This window comes from Chryseobacterium sp. KLBC 52 (genome assembly GCF_003347605.1).
Taxonomy (GTDB): domain Bacteria; phylum Bacteroidota; class Bacteroidia; order Flavobacteriales; family Weeksellaceae; genus Chryseobacterium.
In genome coordinates this window covers 134,997-149,527 of sequence record NZ_QDFZ01000005.1, presented here as the reverse complement: position 1 = coordinate 149,527, position 14,531 = coordinate 134,997, and the positions used below count along the sequence as shown (strand labels likewise).

Here is a 14,531-nt window from a genome sequence, read left to right as displayed (position 1 = left end):
CAGGATTTATATTTGTTTATGAAAATAATATTTTTTTGAAGGCTTCAGAAGCAAGATGCACCTGTACGCTCCAGTCGTCTGCCGCATCACTTCCGGCATCATCGGAGATATATTTTAAACACAGGAACGGAATGTTTTCCTTTTGAGCAATCAATGCCAACGGATAAGCTTCCATGTCTACAATATTGTAATCTGTCTCAGAATGATTCATTTCAAAACTGTCTCCGCTTCCGCAGATTCCTTCTTTGAGGGTTTCCATTTTAAGACCGTATTCCAGCACTGGTGGTACTCCGGATAGTGGTGTTTCATACAATTGAAATCCTAATCCTCTTACATCCATATCTCTCTGGATGAACTTTGTACAGCATACCACTTCACCTTTGTGAAATCCTTTACTACCCGCAGAACCTAAGTTCACAATCAGTTTAGGTTTTCTGACGTGAATTTCTTTGGTTAATTCAATAGCGGCATTTACTTTTCCGATGCCGGTAATTAATTTATTTTTATCGTCGAAAACAGTTCCTGCTTCAGAATCTAATGCGAAAACAAAAAGAGTATCGTCAATTGAATAATGCGTTTCGTTGTTAATTTTTATCATTGAGAGATCAGATTTATACAGCTATTAACACTGTATGACAAAGATACGAGACTCTATTCAATTAAAAACCCCAAAATAAAACTATTTTGGGGTTCTTATATCTTACATGCTGCATCCCTCTGCATCACAGGAAGCTCCGTTTTCACCGGAAAGATCCTTAAACGGGCTCACCGTTTCTTTGTACGTCTGCTGGAGTGCATTTTCAAATACTTCTGCAGGCTGCGCTCCGGAAACAGCATATTTACCATTCAAAACGAAGAAAGGAACTCCGGAAATCCCATTGTTTCTCGCCTCCTGAATATCCTGATTGACTTCATCATCAAGTTGATCTGTTGTAATGGCCTGTCTTGCTTCTTCTTTATCAATTCCTAAGCTTTCGGCCAGAGCAACGAGAACTTCTGTATCTCCCACATTCTTACCGTCAATAAAATGGGCAATAAATAATGCTTCTTCCATTTCATTGGATTTGTTATGCTTTTTAGCTAAATGAAGCAATTTATGGGCACTGAAGGTATTGGTGATCAAAGTTTTGCCAAAATTAAAATCAATTCCCGCTCCTTTTCCCATTTGAGTTACCTGTCCAAGCATTTGGGTAGCCTGAGTTTCAGGGAATCCTTTCTTTTCTCTGAAATATTGCAGGGTATCCTGAGTTTCCTTCGGATCTAAGCTTGGATCCAATTGAAAACTCTTCCATTCTACTTCTACTTCATCTTTAAAAGGAAGCTTATTCAAAGCCTGTTCAAAATTATTTTTTCCGATATAACAAAACGGACACATCACGTCCGACCAGATTTCTATTTTCATTGTATTTAATTTTACATCAAGAAACTATTTAAACTTATAAAAAAATATTCAATATCTATTAAGACCATTAAGAAAGCTTTAAGAGATAAAGTATAGTTAAGATGAATCATTCTGATTTTAAAGCTTAAAGCGAAGCTTATCTTAATACTCTTAAACTCTCATTTTAAATCTTAATGGTTTAAAAATAAAAGCTTAAACCAATTTCAAATTAATAGTACAAAGATAGTGTATTTTATTTAATGTAACAAAAATTATTACAGTTTAATTCTGACAGGTGGACAGTACGTGGCTACGCTTCTCTACGACCCCTTTTAGAATCATCATTGTAAAAGCAAGAAGTCCAAAAACAACACCTATCCATGGGATATACTCTACTCCTTTTGTAACGATTACCCATCCTCCGATTGTAGTTCCCACCGTTACTCCAAGATTTCCAAAAGATGTAGCAAGGCTGTTGGCAAACTCCAGAGATTCCGGAGCTGAAGAGATCATATAAGTGGATGCATTCAAAAAGCTAGGTGAATACAGAAATCCCCAGATTCCGATCACTGCCATTGTTGCCCATAAGTTTCCGTCAGAAAAATAGAGAAGAACAGGTACTACAATCGTTCCGGAAAGAAAAATAGCGGTGGTACCTGCGACATTTCTATTCAGCATTTTTCCGGCTACTCCATTGGCAAATACTCCGATAATTCCAAATAACAGAAGCATATAGCTTACCATTGATGTATCCATTCCTTTGGCTTTGTTCAGATAATCTGCAAAATAACTGTACGTAGAAAACCATGCTGTAATCATGAAAAAATTAGTCAGCGTACTCAGTACAAATGGAGGCTGTTTCAATATTCTGATCTGATTCCCATAAGACTTTTTCTCTTTCACAGGCATTGGAGGAAGCATACAATAAATGACTACCAGAGCAATCAAACTCACTACAGTCTGTATCATAAATGAATATTCCCAGGTCCAAAGCCCGGCAATCCAGGTGGCAAAAGGTACTGTTGTTACCATGGCAATAGCTACTCCATTAAAAACGATTCCCATCAATTGATTCTTTTTCCGTTCATCTGCCTTGGATACCGCCACAGATAGTGCCGTCGCGATATACACCGGCTGAAGGAATGCGGGTAAAATTCTCACCAGCATCAGCAGCCAGAAAGGAGGCGAAAAAGACGATACAAATCCTGTAATCAGAAACATGAAAATCGCAGTAAGCATTATCTTCTTACGGTCAAAATCTGATGTAAGCAAGGTCATAAAAGGTCCTGTAAGCGCAATGATTAAAGCAAATGCACTCAAGAGATATCCTGCTTTGTCTATACTGATTTTATAATGTTCTGCAATTTGCGGGAGAATTCCGATGACCCCAAATTCTGTTGTAATAACCGCTATAAATCCGAGACAACCAATGTATGCATATTTCTTCATGATCCTTATTCCTCAGATTTTAAGTTTTGATGGGCAAAATCAGCCATTTCATTTACCGCTGACTGTACTTCTTCCAACAATTCTCCCATGTGCATAAATCCGTGAACCATATCTTTGTAGAGGCTTGTTTTAAACTCAACTCCTGCATTTTTCATATTTTCAGAAAGCTGTTTCCCATCATCCAGCAAAGGGTCATGTTCTGCCAGAATGATTAAAGTAGGTGGTGTTTCTTTAAAATCTTTGATTAAAACAGGAATTGCCAGAGGGTTATCCTTCTCATCTTCCGGAAGATACCCTGCCCAGGCTTCTATGCCCCCTTGTTTATTAAGAACCGGGCCGTTTTCATAAGTTTCCCAGGTCTTTGAATTCAATTGATTGTCTACTGCAGGATAAATCAAGGTCTGAAACTTCAGATGCTTTCCTAGCTGAATAGAAACTGCCGTTGATAAAGCTGCTCCGGCACTGTCACCTATGATTCCAACCTTATCAGGATCAATTCCTAAAGATTCTGCATTTTCAAATACCCATTTTACCCCATCAATACAATCATTTAAACCAGCAGGAAAAGGATGTTCGGGAGCAAGACGGTAATCTATAAAAATAACGACTGATCCGGTTTTATTCGCCAGTTTACGGACAACCGCATCATGGGTTTCATAACCACCTGCAATAAACCATCCGCCATGAATATAAATAATAGCTGACGACTGTTGAATTTCTCTTCCCTTAGGACGATAAATTCTGATCGGAATCTGATGATTATTCTGTTGAATATCCAGCTCTTCAATCATGTTTACTGATTCTTTCTTCCCGCTAAGCTGAAGAGACATGGTTTCAAGAAATTTGCGTGCACCATCTAAAGAATCCTGAGGATTGAAAGGTTGTATGGTTTCTAAGTGATTTAAAATCTGTGTTATCTTAGGTGTTAATTGCATTATATTTTTAATTTAAATTATTGTTGTTTCTGCTGAGAACTTGAGCGCTATCGTTCTTCTATTGCAGTTATTTTCTGTTTTGATGGACAAAATTAAATCTCAAACCTTACATTTGCAGTGTATACGGCTAAATGTATGGTACTAACAAATTTGTAAGTAATGGGTAAGATCAAAGAAAATTCAACGAATAATATCAACAGACAATATATCCAGGGATGTGATCTGAGCTATGCTGTATGTAAAATCGGCGGACGATGGAAATTGATTATTTTAAATAAATTAAAGGACGGAAAACTACGTTTCAGTGAAATCAGAAACTCTATTTCAGGAATAACGGAAAGAATGCTAACTCTTCAGCTGAGAGAACTGGAGAAAGAAAGCCTGGTAAAAAGAACGGTCCATGCTGAAGTTCCGCCAAGAGTAGACTATGAACTTACGGATATTGCCAGAGAACTGATCCCCATTTGGAAACAGCTTGATGAATGGGGCGGTAAACACAGAGAACTGATGCAGGCACAGGAAAATGCAGACGAATTATCATAAAAAAACTTCGGGGGATTTTATCTGCGATAAAATCCCCCGAAACCCAAAACAGGTTAAGTATAAAACAAAAATACTTTTCCCCTACGCTTTATTCACTTTTTTACAAAACAGAACATGGGCAATCAAAGCCAATACGCCAAATACTGTTCCTACAAAGCAAACACCGGTCCATTGAGCCTTTTGCCAGGCAATAGAGGCCAGCCAGGTTCCCAGTGATCCTCCGATGAAGTAAGATACCATATATACGGTATTCAGTCTGTTGACAGCATTGGATTTAATCAAAAAATAATTGGTCTGGTTCATAATGTGACTTGACTGTACTCCCAGATCCACGAGAATTACTCCTACAATCAAACCCCAATAGGTCTCTCCTGCAAAATAGGTAAAGCCCCAGCTTCCAATCACAATCAATAAAGAGTACAATATAATCCTGTTAATATCCAGATACTTTTGCAATTTTCCCACTTTCGCAGCGGCTAAAGCTCCTACGGCACCTGCCAACCCAAAGCTCCCCACTACAGAAGATCCTGCATTAAAAGGTGGTTTTTCCATATGAAAAACCAATGTGGTAAACAAAGCACACATCGATCCGAATGCCATTGCTCCACGGAATGATGCCAGCTGAAGAATCGGTTGTGTTTTGGCAAGTTGGGCTACAGAACACATCAGCTCTCTATAAGTTCCTTTAAAATTAGGAGACAACTCCGGAAGCATTTTATAAACAGCAAGCCAGACAAGGATCATCAGTCCCGCTGCAATTCCAAACATGGCTCTCCATCCCCAGACTTCTCCTACAATTCCACCCACAAAACGGGAAAGAAGAATTCCCAGTAATAATCCGGACATGACCAATCCTATGTTAGAAGATTTTTCTTTATCAGATGAAAGCTCTGCAGCAATAGGGACAAACAACTGCGGAATTACTGATGTAGCTCCAATCAGTAAACTGGCTGCATACAGCATCCACAACTGAGTGGCAAAAGTCATCCATAAAAGTGATCCGAAAACCAGGCACAAATCAATTAAAATTAATTTCTTGCGGAAAAACTTATCTCCCAAAGGAACAATCAGCAGCAATCCTAATGCATAGCCAATCTGTGTAAGGACAGAAATTTTACTCGCAGCACTTTCAGAAACCTGAAGTTCTTCAGAGATGAGTGCCAATAAAGGCTGATTATAATAATTGTTGGCGACTACAAGTCCGGAAATAATGGCCATAAGCCAGATGACCGTCCGGGAAATACCATGGGAAGAATTCTCCTGCATTGCGTATAAAGTTTTTTTGAATTGAAAGTTGCCCAACGGAAGGTACCGTCAGATTTTTAAGAGATCAAAGATAATCATTAAAAAAAGAAAATTTCCACTCTTATCTTTTACATCTTTATGAATGATTCGTAATTCTGCGATAAGTTGAATAATTTCAGTATTATGACGCTGTGATTGTTTTTATTGATCATATATATCGATGAAAAACCTTTTGAATATTAGAAATATTGAGGAAATTTGCAGCATGAAAATCATTCCACTTAAAGAAGGTAATTTTTCGGCAAGCAAAACCAAAGACTTTACCCTTTTAACAGAAGAAAATTTTGATACCATCGGAGGAATCAAAATGTCTGTTCAACCGTTTCTTATCATTACGGAAAATGATTATATCCTTTTGGATGCCGGGATTGGCTGGAAAAATGAGTCCGGAACAACGGTGGTTTCAGAAATTCTTAAAAAGGAAAATATTCGTCCTGAACAGATCACCAAGTTATTACTCTCCCATCTCCATAAAGATCATATTGAAGGCGCTGTAAAGCTTACAGAAACTGGTTTCGAAGCTGCTTTTCCGAATGCTCAGATTTATATCCAGAAACGTGAACTGGATTTTGCCATGGAAAAGAAAGGAAATCCTTCTTTTGATTTTGATATGCTGGAAAAGTTGATTCAGCTCCCCAATATTATTTGGATGAATGAAGATCGGGGGCAGATCACAGATGAAATTTCCTATGAAGTGGTAGGTGGGCACACTCCTTTTATGCAGGTGTTCTGGATCAGAGAAAATGATGAAACGGCTTTCTACGGCGCTGATGATCTTCCGCAGGCTTCCTATTTAAAATACCATTTAGCCTATAAAAGCGATTACGATGGCAGGAAAGCTATGGAATTAAGGCTCAGATGGGAAAAAGAAGCGAGAGAGAACAACTGGAAAATTCTTTTATATCATGATTTGGATAAAGCCATAGTGGAAGTGTAAATACAGAAAAAATGGTTTAAATTTCATTAAACCATTTGTAGATATCGAATTCAGAAGGGATATTCAGCTTTTTTCTGATCCTGTTTTTCCTGTTCTGTATTGCTTTTGGAGTCACAAAAATACAGGTTGCTATTTCCTTGGTAGTCATATTGAGCTTAAGATAAATACAAAAGATCAGTTCAGAGTTTTTAAGCGAAGGCTGTATATCAGATAACTTTTTAAAAAAATCAGGATAAACCAATCTGAATTTATTCAAAAGACGAGGAGAATTTGCCTTAGCTAATGCCATTATTTCGTCTTGTACAAGAATCTTTTGGGTTAAATCCTCTAAGTTGGTTTCAGGGTTTCTATTTTTCATAATACTTTTTCATCTCTTATTTCAGATACCACATCTTTTGTGTATCTGTACAAAGTCTTTTTTTTACTGTTCAATTTGTGTTTTGCTGAATCAATACCGGGAACAAAATAATTTTTATGTATTCAAAATTCTACAAGTTTTAGTTAATATTACGTAACAAATTATGGTATATAACTCGATTTAATTGAATAATTCTGTTAAAAAATCACACATTTGAATTTCTTTCCATTTTTACATTGGCAAAGAAAGAAAAAATGATTAAAATTTTATTAAATACGTGTACCACATAGATACCACGTTATATTTTGAGTAAAATATCATAATTGCTTTTATCAGCTTGTTCCCTATTACTTGGGTCCTTATTTTGACAGGAAGTAAATGTACTGTGTAATTCCGTTAACTTTTTATGATCTCAATCAATGTTTTCAACCTGTTCATCGGAAAAAACTAAACATTTGTGGTATATGAATGGTACCACATCATAGGAGAAATAAATGAAATGGGTGTTCCTTTATCATTATAAAATTTTAAACATCAGCAGTCTCTAAAAGATTATTTAAAATTTTAGATGAAAATTAAATAACTACCATGATCCCTGAAAATTTACTTATCTCATTTGGTGCCGAAATGAAAAATTATAAAGCAGAAGATATTATTTTTCGTGAGGACGATTCTCCTATACATTATTACCAGATTGAAAAAGGGAAAATTAAACTCAATAATTATACGGAAAACGGTAAAGAGTTTATCCAAAATATATTATCAGACGGTCACAGCTTTGGAGAGTCGTTACTTTTCGTCAACAGACCTTATCCTATGAATGCTGTCGCAATAGAAGATTCGAGTATTTTTATAATGCCGGGACAGAATTTTCTGGAACTGCTTCAAAGTAACCCTGAAATTTCACTCAATGTCTATCAATGTCTTGCCGAAAGGATGTATTATAAATATATCATGCTTTATAACCTCTCATTTCAAAACCCCGTTTCCAAACTAAAACTTCTGATGGATTATCTGAAAAGCTACCATGATGATAAAAACCATTATTCTTTCCAGATTCCCCTTACCCGGCAGCAGCTTGCTTCATTGACAGGATTGCGTGTGGAAACGGTTATAAGAACCATAAAACAACTGGAAAAAGATCAGATTTTGAAAATAGAACGCGGGAAGATTTATTATTAAAATGGAAAAGCCGGACTCAGCCGGCTTCTGCTTATACTTGATTAAAAATATGGTCTCTAATTCTGGTCCAACTCTTTCTGAAACTCTTCCAGATATTTCGAAAGGTGAATTCCATCTGCCAATCCGTGATGTGCTTCAACAGACACCGGAAGATATTTTCTTCCTTCACGGATATTGAATCGTCCAAAAGCAATTTTAGGAACCGATTCTGTAGTATTAAAATCTGTTGGATGCAATATCGCACTGAATGAATTCCAAGGAATAGTAGTATGTCTGACATGATCTTTCCCCAACCTTTCATTGCTAAGTCTCAACCCTGCACTTTCATGTACTCCTTTTATTTCTTCCTGCAGAGCTGCATTGAATGTTTCGAAATCTTCTGAGAAAGGAGTGAATGAAAAACCGAAAGTACCATCCGGTCTGCCAATTGTACTGCCGGCATGAACGGTGTCAAACAGTATCACCTGCCCATCAATAATTCTGAGCTTTAGCTCCTCCACTCTGTTGATCGCCACCATAGATTTGTGAAAATAATAGGCAAAAAAAGAATAGCCTTTTTCTTTTGCAATATCATATGCTTTTGTACAGTCTACCTCCGTTGTAAATCCAAAATAAGGGCTTGCCATGTTAGAAAAAAATTCAAAATGCTCTTTTCTGTTCCAGTTGTCTATATCTACAATCTTCATTAATTCTTATTTGCTGTAAATTTCTGAAAGTTTCTCCGGTTTTAAAAACTTATGTTTGAAAATATAATTAAAACTTAATTTTGTAATGGAGCTGTTTGGTCGGTATTTTGCTGCAAAACAGACGTATTTTATATACTTATCGATTTCCTTAAGATCACTCCTCTTCACTCAGAAGATTGAAAACATAACAATTTAATTAATAACAAAATAGAAATCAGGACAATGGAAAAAATCGGATTCATCGGATTAGGAAATATGGGCCATCCAATGGCAAAAAATATTGAAAAAGCAGGATTCCCTCTTTCGGTTTATAACAGATCCTCTGAAAAAGCCAAAGATTTTCAGGAAAAGTCTACAGTCTATACCGAAGTTAAAGACCTGGTACAAAACAGTGATATTATATTCACAATGTTAACTAATGACACTGCTGTAAAAGCAGTATATGAAGAAATCATTCCATTAAATATTCAGGGAAAGCTCTTTGTGGATATGAGTACCATTTCTCCGGAAACTTCTACAGAAACCGCTGCGGCTCTCAAAATAAAAGAAGCATCGTTTATTGATGCTCCTGTAGCCGGAAGTACCTTACCTGCAAAAGAAGGAACCCTGATTATTATGGCGGGAGGTGAAGAAAAAGACATCCACCGTGCGATGCCTTATCTTTTGAAAATAGGAAAATCTGTAAAACATTTGGGTGAAAACGGAAAAGGAATTGCAGGAAAACTATCGATCAATTATTTTCTGTCTACCATTTATCAGGGACTGGCAGAAACAGTTCTATTGGCAGGAAAATTAGGAATTGAACGATCAGATATGCTGGAAATCATCAATGAAAGTGCCAGCGGAAGCGGTGCTACCAAAGTAAAAACACCTATGCTTATTGCTAATGAGTACGCTCCGGCATTTGCCCTTGATCTGATGCTGAAAGATATTCTTCTCGCTAAAAATGCAGGCGCTGATTATCCTTTATCCGAATCTTTGATTCAAACCTATCAAAATGCGCATGACAAAGGTTTTGGTGAAGAGGATGTGATAGGAATCATCAATTATTTAAAAACTATAGAATAAATTTTTCGATTATGAATTATAAAGGAAAACATTGGTCTGCCAGAAAAGCCGATCATATTTACATTGTTAGTCTTTATAATCATTCCAATATTGTAGAGAGTTTAACAGACTTTATTCAAAACCAAAATATCCTGGCGGGAGAAGTTACCGGTATAGGAGCTGTAAGTGAAGCCACCCTTCGTTTCTTTAATCCGGCGACCAAAAAATATGTAGACAAGACTTTCAAAGAACAGATGGAAGTCACCAATATTTCCGGAAATGTGTCTGAAATAGAAGGAAAACAAACTCTTCACCTTCATATTACATTGGGAAGAGAAGATTACACCGCCTTGGCAGGCCATCTTCTGGAGGCGAAAATTCAGGGAGCTGCAGAATTTATTTTCTATCCGTTGAATACAAGGGTTGTAAAAATTAAAAATGAGGAAATAGGCATCAACCTCTATGATTTTGAAAAATAAAGTTTCTGATGCATTTGAAAATAGTAATTTTGATGAAATATTTATTGGATGTTTGAAGTGCTGCTTTCCCATATCGAAAATAAGGTTGATATCACAGACGAACAGAAGAATCAGGTTCAATCTTATTTTACCCTTAAAAAACTTCGCAGAAAACAGTATCTTCTTCAGGAAGGAGATGTCTGCAAATCGTTGTCTTTTGTAAGCAAAGGACTACTGAAGTCTTATTTTCTGGATGAAAAAGGAAATGAGCACATCAATATGTTTGCCTTTGAAGGCTGGTGGATCTCAGATTTCAACAGCTTTATCAATCAGGAAAAATCAGTACTCAATATTGATGCAATTGAAGAAACCGAAGTACTGACGATCACATTGGAAAACTACGAAAAAATGATGCTGGAGATCCCGGTGATGGATCGGTATTTCAGAATTTTATACCAAAACAGTCTCGTAACGAAAGATTACAGGCTCATTGTTTCCAATAGCTATACTGCTGAAGAAAAATATCTTCAACTGGCACAAAAGAATCCTGAAATGATCAAAAGAGTGCCACACAACCTTATTGCTTCTTATCTTGGTCTTGCTCCTGAAACCGTAAGCAGAATCCGTAAAAAAAATTCTCTGAATAATCCTTGATCCAGATCAACCCAAATGTATGATCCAGATCAAGGGGAGAAGCCTTCTGTCAGCCATAATTTTGTACAAGAAATTTTACAATACTTATGGAAAATATTGCATTGGTAGTAGGTGCTACCGGAATTACAGGAAGTAACCTTGCTGAGGAATTGATTGCACAAGGCTGGACAACATACGGATTATCCAGAAACCCGAACACCAATATCCCGGGACTTCGTCCCATTAAAGCAGACCTGTTGAATGAGCAGAACCTTACAGAAGCATTAGAAGGGATCTCTCCCACTCATATTTACTTTACCACATGGATGCGCAATGACACCGAAGAAGAAAATATCCGTGTCAACAGCCTATTGGTGAGAAACCTGCTAAACGTTTTATCTCCTAAAAAATCGGTTCAGCATGTAGCTTTGGTTACAGGACTTAAACATTATCTGGGCCCATTCGAGGCTTATGCTAAAGAAGGAGTTTTACCTGAAACACCTGTCAGAGAAGAACATCCAAGACTTCCGCTTCCCAACTTTTATTATGCACAGGAAGACGAAGTATACAAAGCTTCTGAAAGAGACGGTTTTACATGGAGTATTCACAGACCTCACACAGTCGTTGGATATGCCGTAGGAAATCTTATGAATATCGGAGCTACATTGGCTGTATATGCCAGCATCTGCAAAGAAACCGGAAGAAAATTCATCTGGCCGGGCTCAGAAGCTCAATGGAACGGAGTTTCAGATGTAACTGATGCAAGAATCCTGGCTAAGCAATTGGTTTGGGCATCATCTACAGAATCAGCAAAAAACCAGGCTTTTAATATTGCTAACGGAGATGTTTTCCGATGGAAATGGCTTTGGAAAAGATTGGCAGACTGGTTCGGTGTAGAAGCTGAAGGTTTCAACGGAACTATAAGACCTCTTGAAAAAGAAATTGAAAACGATCACGAAACCTGGACAGCCATTGCAGAAAAATATAATCTCAAAGAAAGTAATCTTAACCGTCTGTCGTCTGCATGGCATACTGACCTGGATCTGGGAAGACCATTGGAAGTGATGTGTGATATGTCTAAAAGCAGAAAACTGGGCTTTACAGCTTACACAAGTACAGAAGACTCTTTTACACAGGTATTTGAAAGATTGAGATCAGAAAATATGATCCCATAACAGTAAGAAAACGCAAAGAGGCAGGAAAATCATAAATGATTGATAGATTCTCGCAGATCCTGGAGAATTACGCAGATGTTGTGATTAATCAACAATTTAGGATCACATTTTATCAGAGATAAAATCTTTGCGCCTTAGAACAGTCACATTGTAAAACCTTTCTTGCGTCTTTGCGTTTTTCCAACAGTTACATATAGAATAATTGTGTTTTTTTAAGGGTTAAAGCTATATTTCAGTAGTTCTCACCCCGAATTTCTTTTTGAAAGAAGAATAAAAGTGAGACAAATTCTCAAACCCCAGATCAAGATAAATATCTGAAGGCTTTTTATCTCTGTTCTTAATTAAATAATAGGCTTCTTGTAATCTTTTTTCTTTCAGCCATTGCTTGGGTGTCATCTCAAAAGTTTTGCTGAAATCTCTTTTAAATCCCGAAAGACTACGCCCTGTAAGCCTTGCAAAAGCATTCACAGAAACATTGAACATAAAGTTTTTATTCATAAACTCCTTAAGATCAATTTTATGCGGTTCAGAAAAATCAAAAAGAAGGTTTTTAAGATCCGGATTACTCAGCAAAAGTAACTCAATAGCTTCCTTCACCTTTAATGCTGCTAACTTTGGGGGAATTTTCTTTGTTTTATTAATGTAAGGAATAAGAGAAGTAAAATAGCTCTTAAAAAAATCATCAGGCTCAAAAAATAACCGCTCATTACCACTAAAAACTGTATTTACGGTTATTTTATTTTCTGTAGCATACTGTCTCAGCGTTTCATCATCCAATGTAATGGAAACAAACTGATACTTTTCATGGCTTGAAGGATATTTGATCGTTCTGATCAGTTGGTTTTTTCTGACCAGAACTACTGTATTTTCTTTAATCACCGTTTTACCATGCTCATGAAAAGCATGAGTCTCTCCGGATATCTGAAATCCCAGAAAGTGATCCGGAATAAATTCCTCATGGCCTCTGTAAGATTCAAAGGCGCATGAATAAACCAGTTGGTCAAATATGATCTCAGAAGTATTTTCCATCATGCAAATATCTGAAATTTAAGCAATAGCCTGTGCTCCTGCTTCTGCAATTTCCTTATCCTGCTCCGGGCTTCCCCCTGAAGAACCTATAGCACCAATAATTTTTCCTTCTGTATTCTTCAGAACAACACCACCTGCAATAGTTAAAAGTCCTTCATTTGAATTGAGCATTCCGTATCCATGGATGCCTGTTTCTGAGATAATACTTCCCATCATTTCAGTATTTACAGCAAACATAGCGGCAGTTCTTGCTTTTTTAACGGCAAAATCAATCACTCCATAAACACTATCCAGTCTTGCTAATGCAATAAGGTGTCCGCCCATATCAACCACAGCAATAGTTACAGGAATATTTAGAGATAATGCTTTTTCCCTGGCTGTTTGCAAAGCCTTTTCGGCTGTTTCATAACTCAATTCCATGACATTAACTTTTTGCGGTCCATGCCTCTGCCTGAAGCTGTTTTACAAACTCTTCGGTTTCCTTCGGATGAACATTTCTGAAGTTGCTGTTGTCATCTAAAGCTACATTTACAATCACTTCGGCCATAGACTGAGGATCAAGCTGATGTGTTAAAGATTCTGCAGCCCCGTCAAACGCTGATTCCGGAGTAAAGTTGGTTTTCGGATCATACCAATGGAAAATAGAATCTACGCCTCTATCATTGAAACCTGTTCCAAATACACCAGGATTACAAGTTGCAATCTTGATATTGAACGGAGCCAATTCAGTCCTCAACCCTTCTGCAATAGACTCCAAAGCATGTTTTGAAGCACAATAAGCCGCAACATAAGGAACGGTCCATAAACCTCCCATCGAAGACGTGAAAATAATCTTTCCACTTTTCTTTTCTACAAACCTTTTGATAAAACCCTGTGCAAGATTCAAGGCACCAAATACATTCACTTCAAACATAGAACGGATAATGTCTACGGGCTGTTCAGCAATCGGACCGCCTTCCATAATTCCGGCATTGCTGATGAGAATATCAATATCATTATACTTCTTTACAATATACTCTACATCTCTTTGGCTTGTTACATCCAGTTTGTCGACAGTCAGATCAACTCCCTGTTCTTTAGCTTCACGGATTAAATCACTCATTTGAGGATAGACCTGAGCTGTAGCGATTATTCTGTGTCCTTTTTTAGCAAGATCAAAAGCTGCTATCTTTCCAAATCCACTTGCTGCCCCTGTAATTAAAATTGTTTTACTCATTGTATTCTTTTTTAATGATGGACAAATTTCAAAGATTTTAAGAAGGTCCATATTGCCTGAAAGTTCATTTTCATAGTGCTGAAAAGCTCAGAAAGTGCACCAGAAAACATTTTTTTTAGAATAATTCTCTTTTTTGCATCATAAAAAAACAGAATTATCGTTAGATTTGTAAGCTTTACAACAAAACTAATAACTAA

General features: G+C 37.0%; 17 protein-coding genes. 7 read left to right on the top strand and 10 right to left on the bottom strand.

What is annotated here, in order from left to right; genetic code table 11:
* Positions 1-16: 16 nt before the first annotated feature.
* The 4 genes from DDF69_RS07040 to DDF69_RS07025 all read right to left on the bottom strand — a co-directional run bounded on the left by DDF69_RS07040 (position 17) and on the right by DDF69_RS07025 (position 3,765).
* Positions 17-598: a nucleosidase gene (locus tag DDF69_RS07040; protein WP_114820152.1), complete on the bottom strand. Its 582-nt coding sequence runs from the start codon at positions 596-598 to the stop codon at positions 17-19.
* Between the two features lie 102 nt (positions 599-700).
* Positions 701-1,402 carry a DsbA family oxidoreductase gene (locus DDF69_RS07035; RefSeq protein WP_114820151.1) on the bottom strand — a complete coding sequence of 234 codons (702 nt, stop codon included), beginning with the start codon at positions 1,400-1,402 and terminating at the stop codon, positions 701-703.
* Positions 1,403-1,663: 261 nt separating this feature from the next.
* Complete coding sequence (locus DDF69_RS07030) at positions 1,664-2,830, bottom strand: MFS transporter (RefSeq protein WP_114820150.1); 1,167 nt, start codon at positions 2,828-2,830, stop codon at positions 1,664-1,666.
* Between the two features lie 5 nt (positions 2,831-2,835).
* On the bottom strand, positions 2,836-3,765 hold the full coding sequence (locus DDF69_RS07025; protein ID WP_114820149.1) for an alpha/beta hydrolase: 930 nt from the start codon (positions 3,763-3,765) through the stop codon (positions 2,836-2,838).
* Between the two features lie 159 nt (positions 3,766-3,924).
* Between DDF69_RS07025 and DDF69_RS07020 the strand changes: the two genes are divergently transcribed.
* Positions 3,925-4,308, top strand: coding sequence for a winged helix-turn-helix transcriptional regulator (locus tag DDF69_RS07020; RefSeq protein WP_114820148.1), 384 nt, complete (start codon positions 3,925-3,927; stop codon positions 4,306-4,308).
* Between the two features lie 81 nt (positions 4,309-4,389).
* Here DDF69_RS07020 and DDF69_RS07015 read toward each other — a convergent pair whose 3' ends face one another.
* The gene (locus tag DDF69_RS07015; protein ID WP_114820147.1) at positions 4,390-5,574 is read right to left on the bottom strand and encodes an MFS transporter; all 1,185 of its coding nucleotides are present in this window, start codon (positions 5,572-5,574) and stop codon (positions 4,390-4,392) included.
* A 244-nt stretch (positions 5,575-5,818) separates the two neighbouring features.
* On the opposite strand from DDF69_RS07015, the gene DDF69_RS07010 reads away from it, so the two are divergent.
* Positions 5,819-6,550: an MBL fold metallo-hydrolase gene (locus DDF69_RS07010; RefSeq protein ID WP_114820254.1), complete on the top strand. Its 732-nt coding sequence runs from the start codon at positions 5,819-5,821 to the stop codon at positions 6,548-6,550.
* Positions 6,551-6,566: 16 nt separating this feature from the next.
* On the opposite strand, the gene DDF69_RS07005 is transcribed toward DDF69_RS07010, so the two are convergent.
* On the bottom strand, positions 6,567-6,908 hold the full coding sequence (locus DDF69_RS07005) for a helix-turn-helix transcriptional regulator (protein WP_114820146.1): 342 nt from the start codon (positions 6,906-6,908) through the stop codon (positions 6,567-6,569).
* Positions 6,909-7,496: 588 nt separating this feature from the next.
* On the opposite strand from DDF69_RS07005, the gene DDF69_RS07000 reads away from it, so the two are divergent.
* Positions 7,497-8,090, top strand: coding sequence for a Crp/Fnr family transcriptional regulator (locus tag DDF69_RS07000; RefSeq protein WP_114820145.1), 594 nt, complete (start codon positions 7,497-7,499; stop codon positions 8,088-8,090).
* A 56-nt stretch (positions 8,091-8,146) separates the two neighbouring features.
* Here the strand turns inward: DDF69_RS07000 and DDF69_RS06995 are convergent, their stop codons facing one another.
* A complete protein-coding gene (locus tag DDF69_RS06995; protein WP_114820144.1) occupies positions 8,147-8,776 on the bottom strand; it encodes a chloramphenicol acetyltransferase in 630 nt (209 codons plus the stop codon).
* Positions 8,777-8,998: 222 nt separating this feature from the next.
* On the opposite strand from DDF69_RS06995, the gene DDF69_RS06990 reads away from it, so the two are divergent.
* From DDF69_RS06990 to DDF69_RS06975, 4 genes are all read left to right on the top strand, one after another.
* Positions 8,999-9,844: an NAD(P)-dependent oxidoreductase gene (locus tag DDF69_RS06990; RefSeq protein ID WP_114820143.1), complete on the top strand. Its 846-nt coding sequence runs from the start codon at positions 8,999-9,001 to the stop codon at positions 9,842-9,844.
* Between the two features lie 11 nt (positions 9,845-9,855).
* Positions 9,856-10,302: a PPC domain-containing DNA-binding protein gene (locus DDF69_RS06985; protein WP_114820142.1), complete on the top strand. Its 447-nt coding sequence runs from the start codon at positions 9,856-9,858 to the stop codon at positions 10,300-10,302.
* A gap of 48 nt (positions 10,303-10,350) precedes the next feature.
* On the top strand, positions 10,351-10,935 hold the full coding sequence (locus DDF69_RS06980) for a Crp/Fnr family transcriptional regulator (RefSeq protein ID WP_114820141.1): 585 nt from the start codon (positions 10,351-10,353) through the stop codon (positions 10,933-10,935).
* 86 nt (positions 10,936-11,021) lie between these two features.
* A complete protein-coding gene (locus tag DDF69_RS06975; protein ID WP_114820140.1) occupies positions 11,022-12,089 on the top strand; it encodes an SDR family oxidoreductase in 1,068 nt (355 codons plus the stop codon).
* A 225-nt stretch (positions 12,090-12,314) separates the two neighbouring features.
* On the opposite strand, the gene DDF69_RS06970 is transcribed toward DDF69_RS06975, so the two are convergent.
* From DDF69_RS06970 to DDF69_RS06960, 3 genes are read right to left on the bottom strand one after another with little or no spacing between them, the layout of a single operon-like run.
* The gene (locus DDF69_RS06970; protein ID WP_228411938.1) at positions 12,315-13,121 is read right to left on the bottom strand and encodes a helix-turn-helix domain-containing protein; all 807 of its coding nucleotides are present in this window, start codon (positions 13,119-13,121) and stop codon (positions 12,315-12,317) included.
* A gap of 15 nt (positions 13,122-13,136) precedes the next feature.
* Positions 13,137-13,538, bottom strand: a complete 402-nt coding sequence (locus DDF69_RS06965; RefSeq protein ID WP_114820138.1) for a GlcG/HbpS family heme-binding protein — start codon at positions 13,536-13,538, stop codon at positions 13,137-13,139.
* A gap of 4 nt (positions 13,539-13,542) precedes the next feature.
* Positions 13,543-14,334, bottom strand: a complete 792-nt coding sequence (locus tag DDF69_RS06960) for an SDR family oxidoreductase (RefSeq protein ID WP_114820137.1) — start codon at positions 14,332-14,334, stop codon at positions 13,543-13,545.
* Positions 14,335-14,531 lie beyond the last annotated feature (197 nt).

What these genes read in the sequence shown, in the direction of transcription:
- DDF69_RS07035 (WP_114820151.1), bottom strand. Translation starts at nt 1,402, where the DNA reads ATGAAAATAGAAATCTGGTCGGACGTGATGTGTCCGTTTTGTTATATC.
- DDF69_RS06980 (WP_114820141.1), top strand. Translation starts at nt 10,351, where the DNA reads ATGTTTGAAGTGCTGCTTTCCCATATCGAAAATAAGGTTGATATCACA.
- DDF69_RS06970 (WP_228411938.1), bottom strand. Translation starts at nt 13,121, where the DNA reads ATGATGGAAAATACTTCTGAGATCATATTTGACCAACTGGTTTATTCA.
- DDF69_RS07000 (WP_114820145.1), top strand. Translation starts at nt 7,497, where the DNA reads ATGATCCCTGAAAATTTACTTATCTCATTTGGTGCCGAAATGAAAAAT.
- DDF69_RS07040 (WP_114820152.1), bottom strand. Translation starts at nt 598, where the DNA reads ATGATAAAAATTAACAACGAAACGCATTATTCAATTGACGATACTCTT.
- DDF69_RS07030 (WP_114820150.1), bottom strand. Translation starts at nt 2,830, where the DNA reads ATGAAGAAATATGCATACATTGGTTGTCTCGGATTTATAGCGGTTATT.
- DDF69_RS07020 (WP_114820148.1), top strand. Translation starts at nt 3,925, where the DNA reads ATGGGTAAGATCAAAGAAAATTCAACGAATAATATCAACAGACAATAT.
- DDF69_RS06995 (WP_114820144.1), bottom strand. Translation starts at nt 8,776, where the DNA reads ATGAAGATTGTAGATATAGACAACTGGAACAGAAAAGAGCATTTTGAA.
- DDF69_RS06990 (WP_114820143.1), top strand. Translation starts at nt 8,999, where the DNA reads ATGGAAAAAATCGGATTCATCGGATTAGGAAATATGGGCCATCCAATG.
- DDF69_RS07015 (WP_114820147.1), bottom strand. Translation starts at nt 5,574, where the DNA reads ATGCAGGAGAATTCTTCCCATGGTATTTCCCGGACGGTCATCTGGCTT.
- DDF69_RS07025 (WP_114820149.1), bottom strand. Translation starts at nt 3,765, where the DNA reads ATGCAATTAACACCTAAGATAACACAGATTTTAAATCACTTAGAAACC.
- DDF69_RS07010 (WP_114820254.1), top strand. Translation starts at nt 5,819, where the DNA reads ATGAAAATCATTCCACTTAAAGAAGGTAATTTTTCGGCAAGCAAAACC.
- DDF69_RS06985 (WP_114820142.1), top strand. Translation starts at nt 9,856, where the DNA reads ATGAATTATAAAGGAAAACATTGGTCTGCCAGAAAAGCCGATCATATT.
- DDF69_RS06960 (WP_114820137.1), bottom strand. Translation starts at nt 14,334, where the DNA reads ATGAGTAAAACAATTTTAATTACAGGGGCAGCAAGTGGATTTGGAAAG.
- DDF69_RS07005 (WP_114820146.1), bottom strand. Translation starts at nt 6,908, where the DNA reads ATGAAAAATAGAAACCCTGAAACCAACTTAGAGGATTTAACCCAAAAG.
- DDF69_RS06965 (WP_114820138.1), bottom strand. Translation starts at nt 13,538, where the DNA reads ATGGAATTGAGTTATGAAACAGCCGAAAAGGCTTTGCAAACAGCCAGG.
- DDF69_RS06975 (WP_114820140.1), top strand. Translation starts at nt 11,022, where the DNA reads ATGGAAAATATTGCATTGGTAGTAGGTGCTACCGGAATTACAGGAAGT.